Raw genomic sequence first — 11,448 nt, forward strand, 5'->3', positions numbered from 1 at the left:
TCAGCACTTCTCAATCCTCAATGACAAATAACCAATGCCCCATGCTCCATACCTCATACCCTAACTTTTATCAAGCAGTTCTGCCATCTTGCTGTGACCTGAGTTGTGCCTCTGGCTGACTTGAGCCTGCTGGCAAAGCTCCACGTCCAGAGCCTGAAGTTCCATTGGCAGAATTTGGCGAATCTGGAGGATTTGAGCCTCCACCACCCTTACGAAACAATAGAGCTTGAGCTAGGCTCTTCACCAAAATGTACAGAATTGGTACTAAGAATAGACTCAAGAAGGTTGCCAGCAGCAGTCCTCCAAAAAGTGCTGTTCCCAGAGACCAACGGCTGCTAGCTCCAGCACCCTCAGATATAACCAAGGGTAAAAATCCTAATAACGCCGCAAAAGCAGTCATCAGAATCGGTCGCAGACGTTCTTCTCCTGCTTTCACTGCCGCCCGCGTGTAGCTCATACCTTGCTCATGCAACTGATTGGCAAATTCCACGACTAAAATCGCGTTCTTTGCCGCCAGACCAATCAAAGTCACCAGTCCCACTTGGCAATAGATATCATCCACCACTTTCGGAAACAAGCTACCCACCATAAAAACATTTGAGCGTAGCCAAAGCGCTGTCATCGCTCCCAGGATTGCCAAGGGAACTGTCAGCAAAATAATAATTGGGTCAACGTAGCTTTCATACTGCGCCGCCAATACCAGAAAGACCATAACAATAGCTAAACCAAAAATTAAGCCTGTAGCTCCTCCAGAAGTCTTTTCTTGAAGATAAGTCCCTGTCCACTCATAACCAAACCCTTGGGGCAATATCTCTGCTGCTACTTCCTCCATTGCTTTAATCGCTTGTCCAGAACTAGCGCCTGGCGCAGGAGACCCTTGGATTTTGATTGACCTGTACAAGTTGTAATGCGAGATAATTTTCGGCCCGACAAACGGAGTAATTTGCACCAGATTACTCAACGGAATCATTGCCCCACTATTAGAGCGAACGTAGAGCTTGCCAATATCATCAGGATTAGACCGAAACACCCCATCTGCTTGGACATATACTCGATACTGTCGCTGTCCTTGAACAAAGTCATTGACATATTGCGATCCCAAGTAAGTCTGCAACGCTTGAAATATTTGGTTAATCTCTACGTTGAGAGCTTTGGCTTGGTTGCGGTTTACCTGGATTTGAAATTGGGGAGTATTGGCAGTGAATTGAGTGAATACTCGTTGGAGAACAGGCTTTTTATTCGCCGCTGCAATAAATTTTTCTGCTGTCCCAACTAGGCTTTCAATCGGAGCATTGCCAGTTCGGTCTTGAATGATAAATTCAAAACCACCTGTAGTACTCAACCCTCGCACTGGTGGAGCATTGGCAGCAATCACTCTCGCTTCTGTAATCGTGGAAAGTTTTTTGTTTAACCTTTGAAGTATTCCATAAACAGACTGAGATTCTTCAGGCCTCTCTTTCCAAGATTTCAGGTTAACAAATGCCAGCCCCAAATTAGAAGCATTTCCATCGAAACCAAAACCACTGATTGCAAAAGCAGCTCTCACTTCTGGCATGGCTATGGCTTCCTTAGCAACCCGTTCCAAAACTGATTCGGTATACTTCAAAGAAACCCCGTCAGGTGCTTGGGCAATCACGAAGAAGTAACCCTGATCTTCCTCTGGTATAAACCCAGTAGGTACTGCTCTGTACATTAAAACCGTTGCTACTAAACCAGCAATGAAGACCCCAACCACCATTGGCTTAACATGGGTGAGGAAGCTAACAAGCCCGACATACCGACGCGTGAACCAAGTAAATCCGCGATTAAACAGGTTAAAGAACCAGCCTAAAGGGCCTCTTCCTATTTGAGATGGCCGCATAAGAATAGCTGCCATACTCGGAGAAAAGGTTAAGGCGTTGAAAGTTGAGATGGCAATAGAGACAGCAACGGTTAAAGCAAATTGTTTGTAGACAATACCAGTAGTACCAGGAACGAATGCGACGGGAATGAATACTGCCATGAGTACAAGTGACGTAGCAATGATTGCCCCAGTTAACTCTTTCATTGCCTCAACAGCTGCTTCATAGGGTCTCATACCCTGCTCTAGCTTGACTGTAACTGCCTCCACTACAATGATGGCATCATCAACGACAATCCCGATCGCTAACACAAATCCAAACAAGGTCAGTGTGTTGATCTGAAAACCTAAAACTAACAAAGCTGCACAAGTCCCAATTAGCGAAACGGGGATAGCAACAGTGGGAATGATGGTGGTGCGCCAGTCTTGCAAGAAGACAAAAATGACCAAGACAACTAGGACAATGGCCTCAGCCAGGGTGTGTAATACCTCTTCTAAGGAAATTTCCACAAATGGAGTAGTGTCAAATGCGATTTGCGCTTTTAATCCAGGTGGAAAACTCTTCTCTAGCTCTTTTATCTTCTCTTCAATAGCATGGGCAACTTGTAGAGCATTACTACCCGGAAGTTGATATATTCCCAAACCCACGGCTGGCTTGGGATTGCTGCCTGATAGGGCAAATTTAGCATCAGAGAGATAGCTCTCTGCTCCTAGTTCAACCCGACCGACATCTCTGACTTTAACTAGGGTGCTACTGGTGGCATTGGTGCTAGTAGTGGTACTGCTACCATCACTTGGGCTAACCTTCAGCACCATATCTTCAAATTCAGCCGCTTCTTTAAACCGACTACTTGCTCTTAAAGCAAATTCAAAGCTCTGCCCATCTGGTGCTGGTTCCTTACCAATTGACCCTGCACCCACTTGAATATTCTGTTCTTGCAGGGCAGTTGCCACATCTTGCGGAGTCAGTTTTTGTTGAGCAAGCTTATTGGGATCGAGCCAGAGACGCATCGCATATTTGCGTTCCCCAAAAATCCTGACACTTCCTACACCAGGAATCCGTTTTATTTGATCGAGAATATACAAATCAACATAGTTACTGATAAAAGTGTTGTCATACTCACTATTATCTGCATAGAACCCAAAAGCGAGAAGCAGACTGCTTGATGCTGTTTCAACAGTCACACCCGTTCGTTGAATAATGTCTGGCAATTGCGGTTCAGCCAGGGTTTCTTTATTTTGGACGTTGACTTGAGCAATATCTGCGTTGGTACTCGTTGGAAAAGAAACAGTTATATTGCTGGCTCCATCATTGCCCGTGTTAGAAGATATATAAGATACACCTTTAACTCCGTTAATTTGTCTTTCAATAATGTTAGTTACAGTGCTTTCTGTTGTTTGGGCATCTGCACCAACATTATTGGAAGTAACGTTAATTTGCACCGGGGCGAGGTCTGGTAGCTGAGAAATGGGAAGAATCGGAATACAGATGCTTCCCAGCAGCAAAATGATGAATGTACAGACGGTCGTCAGAACTGGCCGCTTGATGAAGGTATTGACAAACATAAGTTAGGGATTGGGAACTAGGGACTGGGGAACAGGGAGCGGAGGAGATGGAGAAGAATAATTTAATGCCCAAGACCCAATATCCAGTCCCCAATCCCCAGTACCCTTTATTGCTCATTTTCAGTTTGTATCGTAGAGTAACCAAAAAGTCCAAGACCTACTGCTATAACCAAATAGAATAAATAAAAAGAATTAAACAGCATGGATGCTGATTTGCGCTTGCTCCGATACTTTGTTGCCGTGGCTGAAGACTTAAACTTCACTCGTGCTGCCGAACGGTTGTATATTTCCCAACCAGCGTTGTCTAAGCAGATTCGCCAGTTAGAACGTGAATTAGGCATTGAATTATTAAAGCGCAGTAGCCGCGATGTCAAACTCACCGCCGCTGGTGCAGCTCTCTTACCTCTAGCTCAACAGCTTCTACAAGACTGGCAATTTACCTTATTGGCAGTGCGGGAAGTCGCAGCAAGCGAAATGCAGACATTGCGCGTTGGTTTCATTGCCAGCATTGGCAGCGAATTTACGAAATCTATTCTGGCACGTTTTCAAGCCCTAAGACCGGGTTGGAAGGTGACGATACGTTTCTTTGAGTTGTCAGACCCAACCGCCGGACTACTCTCTGGGAATACTGACGTTGCTTTATTGCGTTTGCCAGTACCTAAGCAAGATAAACTATCTACAGAAATCTTGCTGGTTGAACCGAGATGGGTGGCTTTATCTTCTGACCATCCTTTGGCGCAGCGCGAAGTTTTGCAGATGTCAGATTTGGTTAATGAACCTTTTATTACAGTACCTGCTGAATCTGGGATATGGCGAGACCATTGGCTAGCGATAGATGAGCGGGGTGGGCATCCAGTCGTTATTGGTACAGAAGTCAACAATACTAGTGAAGCTTTGGAAGCCGTGATTAATGGTCAAGGGGTAGCTCTAGTTTCGGAAAGTACGACAAAAGTTTATACCCGGTCAGGACAGACTTTTCGCCCAGTTAAGGATGTTAGCCCCAGTGTGCTGGCTGTGGCATGGCGCAGAGATTCTTCTAACATCATAGTTCAAGACTTCGTGCAAGCTTGCCTTGAGGTGAGCAAATCTGAGGGCTAATTATACCAATTCAATTAATGATTGCAACACATCTTTCGATGAAGACGCGATGAATCACGTCTCTACAGATGGCCTATTTGTCACATTCTTTTTTCAAATTGGTATTACTTGTACAACTGGATCACTAATTGAAAATACTGCATAATTGCTGGTGCTGGAGAAGTATATGGTTAAGCTGGGCTTTCCATCAGCGGATGTGGCGGTAAAAGAAGTGTTAGTAATGGTAATGACAAAAATCACTACGTCATTTACGGTTGTATGTGATTATTATTTATGCATTGCAATATCGCCCTGCATCATCAGTGTATATTAAATTGAAAGCTCGCGCAGGTGGGCTTGTTTATGTAAATGCGAAATTCTTTTTGCCTGAATATTTTAAACCATGAGTCAGATAGTCTGGATTGCAAGACACGCTAACCGCCTTGATTTCGTAAACCCTGATTGGTTTCTCACCGCAGAACGACGCTATGATCCACCCTTATCTGATGATGGTATGGTGCAGGCACAGCAGTTAGCCAACCGCTTGAAAAGAGAAAAAATCGCCCACATTTTTGCTTCTCCCTTTCTGCGAACCGTACAAACAGCAAATGCAGTGGCAGAAATCCTGGATTTACCTATCAAGTTAGAAACAGGCTTGAGCGAATGGCTAAATCCTGCTTGGATGACAGAAGATCCAGAAAGACTCTCAATTTCAGCATTAGCAGAGTTATTTCCTAGAATCGACATCAGTTATACACCATGCATTGCTGCTAACTACCCCGAAACTCGTGAAAAAGTATGGGAACGTTCTGGACAAACAGCCAGATGCTTATCAAGTGAATTTTTCCCTGAAAATATCCTTTTGGTAGGTCACGGTATATCTGTTGTCGGGGGGACAATAGGACTAGTAGGGGAAATTGCCAAAACAGAAGTTAAAGCTTCGTTATGTTCCCTAGTAAAAGTCGTGCGTCAATATCCAGAATGGTTTTTAGAACTAAAGGGAGATACCTCCCATTTAACTCAAGTAGAGGAAGTGATTCGATTTGCTTAATTTCGTCTCTTTTCATTTCAATTCCTGATAGTGATTTTAAATTCTTATTTACCCTACCTAGAGATACTAAACTTATCTTTAAAATAAGACAGGAGGCAGAAGGCAGAAGGTAAGAAATAGAATATTCTGTCTTCTGACTTCTATTTTCAAGAAAAATTGATTTTTGTAGGAAGTCTACTATACAAAAACAATAACTACCTTACTGATAAATTTTATGACATTACTATTAGCCGGAGATATTGGCGGTACAAAAACTATTTTGCAACTGGTTGAACTATCAGAGTCACAGTCGGAGTTACATACTATTTATCAGGAAAGTTACCAGAGTGGAGACTTTCCCGATTTAGTACCGATGGTACAGGGGTTTTTGCTCAAAGCTGAGTCACCAACGCCAGAAAAAGCTTGTTTTGCGATCGCAGGGCCAATAGTAAAAAATACTGCCAAACTGACCAATTTAGCGTGGTTCCTAGAAACCGAACGATTAGAAAAAGAATTAGGCATCCCGCACATTTCTCTAATCAACGACTTTGCTGCTGTTGGCTATGGCATTTTAGGTTTACAAAAACAAGACTTACTGACTTTGCAAGCTGGTAAACTGCAACCCGAAGCCCCGATTGCAATTATTGGTGCTGGTACTGGTTTAGGGCAAGGATTTTTAATTAAGCAAGGAAAGTACTATCAAGTCTTTCCTTCTGAAGGTGGACACGCCGACTTTGCCCCGCGTCACGAGTTAGAATTTCAGCTATTGAAATATCTGCTAGATAAACATGATATCCAGCGCGTTTCTGTAGAACGTGTGGTTTCTGGTCAGGGAATTGTTTCAATTTACCAATTTTTACGCGATCGCAAAATCGCCCCGGAATCACCAGACATTGCCAAAATAATCAGAACCTGGGAAGAAGAAGCCGGACAGCAAGAAAAAAGCGTCGATCCTGGTGCGGCTATTGGTAAAGCTGCACTGCAAAAAAGCGATCGCCTTTGTGAACAGACTATGCAATTATTTGTAGAAGCTTACGGTGCAGAAGCCGGAAATCTTGCCATCAAACTTTTACCTTATGGTGGATTATACGTTGCAGGCGGGATTGCACCCAAAATTCTCCCTATAATCCAAAACAGCAGTTTCCTATTGAATTTCACTCAAAAAGGTCGGATGCGATCGCTCCTCGAAGAAATACCTGTATATATTGTCCTCAATCAACAAGTTGGACTAATAGGTGCTGCTTTGTGTGCTGCTAGGTTATAACATCTAGCATCATCAGTAATATCAGCAGCTTGAAAAGCAAAATCTATGACAATCAAAGGTTTGTTGCCATTAATCGCCGCCACTTTTGTCTGGAGTGGATCTATCTTAGTTGAGGCACGTCAACCCAAACGTCCTGTTTCTGTTCCCAAACCAACCCTATCGCAACAGAAACCCAAACCTAAACCAACAGCTGTTAAACCAGTCCAGCCACAATCTGTTACTGTTACCAAACCAACTGTATCGCAACAGAAACCTAAACCTAAACCAACAGTTGTTAAACCAGTCCAGCCACAATGGAAGTTATTCACGGCTCCAGATGGGCGTTTTTCTATTTTGATGCCAGGAAGACCTAACAGAAATACCCAATATCAAAAAACTTACATGGGGGAAATTAACTTAGAAATATTTGTAGCTGAACCACCTAAGCAAGAAGTAGCATATATAGTTACTTACAACGACTTTCCTTATAGTTATGGTCAAATGGCTGACCCCCAAGCAATACTTAATGATGCACGGGATATGGCCTTAAAAACTACTAAAAGTAATTTAATTAGTCAAAGAAACATTCGTAGCTCAAATAATCATCCTGGCAAAGAAATTGAGTATGTCAATGCTGGGGGTAAAATTACTAGAAGTAGGATGTATGTTGCTGAGGGACGCTTATATCAAGTAATGGTAATAACTAGTAAAAAACAACGGAGTACTTTAGCTAAAACTATTACAGGCTATTTAAATTCTTTCAATGTAGTTTTGAAAAAGTGAAATAACTACGCGCCTTGGACTAAAATCCAGGATCAACTCACTTTATCTAATAGCAGTATTAAAGCCTGAAGTAGAAAAATATAGAGACTACAGGCTTAGAATTGCTATATGGATGAAAGCAAACTTGTTGCTATTTGAGTAAAAATACTTAATAAGCTAATAAAAATAAATCAGTTCAAGTCAGTCGTAGCTAGAGAAGTAAATAACATGAAAGATGTTTTGCTTAGTTTTATCAAAGGCTATGTGGCTGAACGCGAATTAAATAAGATAAGGGTGCGACATGATTGATACATTAAGAGGCAATTGCCAAAATGGTTGAGGCGGGACGATAACGTGAAATACCTCACAATTACCTAGCAGGAATTGAAAATGGTCGCAACTTCCCCACTTACAGAAACAAGAACTTTGCTTAAGAACATCAGTTAGCAGACGTTCAAAACTATGTTGGCTGAGATGGGAGTCGAGCGCAACTCTCGATTTGCCTATGACAAGGGAATAGTAGAAATTATGACCTCACTAATGCTGAATGAGAATTCTAATCACCTCGTTGAGGGCTATATTCTCGTGCTTTGTGAGGAATTTGGCTTAGAAGTTAAAAGTACAGGCTCATTAACCTTAACACGAGATGACTTAGAAAAAGGAGGAGAAGCAGATAGCAACTACTTGCTTTCTCTTAAACCACGTTCCTCGCAACCCTGCAATTGATCTTGCTCCAAGGGTTAATGGTTCGGGTACAGGGTGGATAATTGGAAACTAGCTCTCAAAGCAATATCGCCCTTACCCTCCCCAACAAAAGTTTCCCACGGAGTTGTGTTAGCAGACTAAAGTTTGCTAGCGATCGCTTAACCCTTTCGCGTACTCAAACCGAGGGGTACTACGCCATCACGGCTTAAGTGCGGAAACGCCTTTTACTCTGCTTATGCAAGGCAATTTCTTTGCGTTTGCGTTTTTCAATAGGCGTTTCAAAGTGACGGTGCTTCCTCATATCTTGAAAAATTCCAGCTTTGGAAACTTCTCGCTTAAATCGACGTAAGGCAGACTCAATGTGTTCATTGTCGCCTACTATTACTTGGGTCATTATCTCTCCTACTAAATTGACTTAAACAATGGCAGTTTTGGGGTAACAGTACAAAAAAAAGACAGACTCCTTGTCTGACCTTAAGACTAGCTTGTAAAATGTTTGTTTTACAGCTTAGTAGCGGTTACGTCCACCGCCCCCACCGTATCCTCCTCCTCGGTTACCGCCAAACGAACCTCTGTCTCCTCTATCTTCCTTGGGCTTCGCCTTATTTACTTTCAGGTCACGACCCATCCACTCAGCACCATCAAGAGCTTCAATAGCAGCTGTTTCTTCAGCGTCTGTTCCCATTTCCACAAAAGCAAAGCCTCGTGGACGACCTGTTTCACGGTCTGTAGGTACTTGAACCCGCTTTACAGTACCGTATTCACCAAAAACACCCTTGATATCCTCTTCTGTAACTTGGTAAGAAAGGTTACCTACATAAATTGACATTAATTTTCTCGCTCATCATCACTGTGTAAAGATTTAAATTCTGGAGAGAACTTTTCAATACCAAAAGGAAAAAACCTGTCAGTACTGAAACAAAGACTATCACCGAATTAAATCTCTTTTTCTAGGATGACATAATTGTCAATTCTCTGCATCCAGTTGTCAATTGTCTGCATCCAGTAGATACTTAACTAATTATGTAAGACTAAGTGCGATTGCACTCCAGTACAGCCCTGGAGGTAATAATTATCTTATTTTCTCTCTTCCATCAGAACAAAAGAACAATTACACTTCGGTGCAGTGCCGAAGGCAATTGCCGTTTCGTCCGTTATTTCCTTCTGAAAATAGTTTGATAAAAAGCTTTATATTATTTTAAGTATAATTTAATACAATTTTAACAAGCAAATATACTAAAAATTTTATCCTTCAAAAGTGAGTATTAGAGCGCAAAAGGGAGAAAATAGTTGTGTTATCGAAAACATTAATTTACTGGCACATCTGAAAAAAGTCAGAATCCAGAATTTAGCAATCTTAAGTGTGGGGGATTTAGAGCCAACACTAGTTGCTTTGCACGCTTTTTTTCAATTGGGTGGGGGATGTAAAGAGGGCAAGGAGGGTGCAATTGGTAGTTGCCTTCCTCCTAAGCCACCTCAAACACCCTAAGCTATGCGTTGGTTGGCTGCTTGGCATACTGCTGTGAAGAAAGGCAAGGCATGAGTATTAAACTGTGGATGTTAAAGACGGCGATTACTACCTACAGTAGACTCTGACCCAGCATTTACGTTAAATTTGTGTCTTTAGTTAATGTTACATTATCGTAAATATCTGTTACATTCTGTTACAGACACTAATAAGTGTTACAACACAATACATTGGAGTTTCACTCATGACAGGTTTCAACAATCCTAAACCTCCTGTTTTAGATGATCGGAATGCTGCCCGTCCTGGATTCACTCCTCAAAGTGAAAATTGGAACGGTCGCCTTGCCATGATTGGTTTTTTATCTGTCGTGTTGATTGAAGCTTTTTCTGGTCAAGGCTTTCTTCATTTCTGGGGACTGCTTTAAATTGATTTAGGCTTTTGTACTTCACAATTAATTATGCTCGGTTCGTGGGAACCGAGCATTGCTCATACTGAGTGCATATTTACACAGCTTTCCAACCAAAGCGCAGTTGAGAAAATGGAAACTGCTGTTTCTCTGACGCTACTATTGCTAAGGCTGTATTGACTTGAAATTTTAGAGTCTGTAATCAGAGTTAAAACGCAGCCTAATTTGATAATCTTTTAAAGCTCCTGGAGGAACGACAGTTCTTCTATCTCTTCTAAAAGTAGGGATTTGTCCTTTTTGCACAGCCACATACAAATCGCTCTGACTCATACCTAGACGCTTTGCTGCCTCTGCCAGTGAAATACCTTGCTTTTGCATATGGGAGTTACTTTCCTTGCAATCTTAATTTAGATTGCTATCTAAGTAAATCCTAACAGAGTATTAAAAAATATTAACAAATGTAATATTAGTAGTACTAATGCATATAATAAGTATTCTTTATTAGCTTTAGCTTTTGTCTATTGCCTCCTTCAGTTAAAAGTAATTGTGGTCAAACACTGCTTCAGTACTGGTTGCTGGGTAGAGCGCATCATTTCAAAAAGCCAATATTTCGTCTCTTTTTGAGAAAAGAGAGATATATAGCATTGTGTTACCTTGGGAATGTCAGTGATACAAAGTTCTAAAAAATTGAGAGGAAATCATTATCGCAATCCAAAAGCAACTAATTAACTCGCAAATTAAGTCCCATCAAGTCTTCTTGATTGACCATGAAAATAATAATCGTGGTCTAATGGATACTGATGAAGCTCTACAGTTAGCCGAAAGTCTAGAACTTGATCTAGTTGTAGTCTCTGAAGGTAAAGACGCTCCAATAGCCAAGATTCTTAACTATGGCAAGCTTCAGTATCAAAAGAAAAAACGTCAGGGACAAAGTGCTAGACCGACTGTAAAAGAAGTTCGATTTCGTCCAAACGTGGGTGTGGCTGATTACAACTTACGGATTGAGCAAGCGATTCAGTGGTTGAGTCAAGGCGATTCAGTGAAGTTTGCTATTCGTTTGCGAGGTCGAGAAAATCAATATCGCGAGCAAGCTGGAGAAATGTTAGACCGCATTGTAGCTGCTCTTAGTCAAGCAGGGAAAGTCCAATCCTTGGATAAACGCTCACTGATTGTTCAAGTTGTTCCTGCCTAAATTAATATTGTTAGGGATATCGTTAGTAACCTGAAGTAGCGAGAATAAGTGCGCGAAAATGCAGTCACTACTTCAGATATTGCTGAGTGCTGTAACAGGAAGCAGAAATCACCACTGCTGATTTCTCTTAGTGTCAGCGCTCAAGCACAAAATAAATTC

General features: G+C 41.8%; 11 protein-coding genes and 1 pseudogene. 8 read left to right on the plus strand and 4 right to left on the minus strand.

Features of this window, described 5'->3' with window-relative positions; translation table 11 throughout:
• Nucleotides 1–70: 70 nt before the first annotated feature.
• Nucleotides 71–3,406 carry an efflux RND transporter permease subunit gene (locus tag WKK05_RS02790; protein WP_341528290.1) on the minus strand — a complete coding sequence of 1,112 codons (3,336 nt, stop codon included), beginning with the start codon at nt 3,404–3,406 and terminating at the stop codon, nt 71–73.
• A gap of 201 nt (nt 3,407–3,607) precedes the next feature.
• On the opposite strand from WKK05_RS02790, the gene WKK05_RS02795 reads away from it, so the two are divergent.
• The 5 genes and pseudogenes from WKK05_RS02795 to WKK05_RS02815 form a co-directional block, all read left to right on the plus strand.
• Nucleotides 3,608–4,504, plus strand: a complete 897-nt coding sequence (locus tag WKK05_RS02795) for a LysR substrate-binding domain-containing protein (RefSeq protein WP_341528291.1) — start codon at nt 3,608–3,610, stop codon at nt 4,502–4,504.
• A 382-nt stretch (nt 4,505–4,886) separates the two neighbouring features.
• A complete protein-coding gene (locus tag WKK05_RS02800) occupies nt 4,887–5,534 on the plus strand; it encodes a histidine phosphatase family protein (protein WP_341528292.1) in 648 nt (215 codons plus the stop codon).
• A 214-nt stretch (nt 5,535–5,748) separates the two neighbouring features.
• Complete coding sequence (locus WKK05_RS02805) at nt 5,749–6,777, plus strand: glucokinase (RefSeq protein ID WP_341528293.1); 1,029 nt, start codon at nt 5,749–5,751, stop codon at nt 6,775–6,777.
• Between the two features lie 45 nt (nt 6,778–6,822).
• Complete coding sequence (locus WKK05_RS02810; RefSeq protein ID WP_341528294.1) at nt 6,823–7,539, plus strand: hypothetical protein; 717 nt, start codon at nt 6,823–6,825, stop codon at nt 7,537–7,539.
• Nucleotides 7,540–7,908: 369 nt separating this feature from the next.
• Nucleotides 7,909–8,208 (plus strand): annotated as a pseudogene (locus tag WKK05_RS02815) (Uma2 family endonuclease); the annotation flags it as partial.
• Nucleotides 8,209–8,428: 220 nt separating this feature from the next.
• Here WKK05_RS02815 and rpsU read toward each other — a convergent pair.
• Both rpsU and WKK05_RS02825 read right to left on the minus strand, forming a co-directional pair.
• Entirely contained in the window at nt 8,429–8,617 is a 189-nt protein-coding gene (gene rpsU, locus WKK05_RS02820) for a 30S ribosomal protein S21 (RefSeq protein ID WP_341528295.1), read from the minus strand.
• A gap of 114 nt (nt 8,618–8,731) precedes the next feature.
• The gene (locus WKK05_RS02825; protein WP_341528296.1) at nt 8,732–9,052 is read right to left on the minus strand and encodes an RNA-binding protein; all 321 of its coding nucleotides are present in this window, start codon (nt 9,050–9,052) and stop codon (nt 8,732–8,734) included.
• A gap of 429 nt (nt 9,053–9,481) precedes the next feature.
• Here WKK05_RS02825 and WKK05_RS02830 point away from each other — a divergent pair, with 429 nt between their 5' ends.
• Together WKK05_RS02830 and WKK05_RS02835 are read left to right on the plus strand one after the other, a co-directional pair.
• Complete coding sequence (locus tag WKK05_RS02830) at nt 9,482–9,712, plus strand: hypothetical protein (protein WP_341528297.1); 231 nt, start codon at nt 9,482–9,484, stop codon at nt 9,710–9,712.
• Nucleotides 9,713–9,935: 223 nt separating this feature from the next.
• Entirely contained in the window at nt 9,936–10,115 is a 180-nt protein-coding gene (locus tag WKK05_RS02835; protein ID WP_341528298.1) for a high light inducible protein, read from the plus strand.
• 171 nt (nt 10,116–10,286) lie between these two features.
• On the opposite strand, the gene WKK05_RS02840 is transcribed toward WKK05_RS02835, so the two are convergent.
• Nucleotides 10,287–10,475: a helix-turn-helix domain-containing protein gene (locus WKK05_RS02840; RefSeq protein WP_341528299.1), complete on the minus strand. Its 189-nt coding sequence runs from the start codon at nt 10,473–10,475 to the stop codon at nt 10,287–10,289.
• Nucleotides 10,476–10,821: 346 nt separating this feature from the next.
• On the opposite strand from WKK05_RS02840, the gene infC reads away from it, so the two are divergent.
• Complete coding sequence (gene infC, locus WKK05_RS02845) at nt 10,822–11,289, plus strand: translation initiation factor IF-3 (RefSeq protein WP_341531008.1); 468 nt, start codon at nt 10,822–10,824, stop codon at nt 11,287–11,289.
• Nucleotides 11,290–11,448: the final 159 nt, after the last annotated feature.

The organism is Nostoc sp. UHCC 0302 (assembly GCF_038096175.1).
Taxonomy (GTDB): domain Bacteria; phylum Cyanobacteriota; class Cyanobacteriia; order Cyanobacteriales; family Nostocaceae; genus UHCC-0302.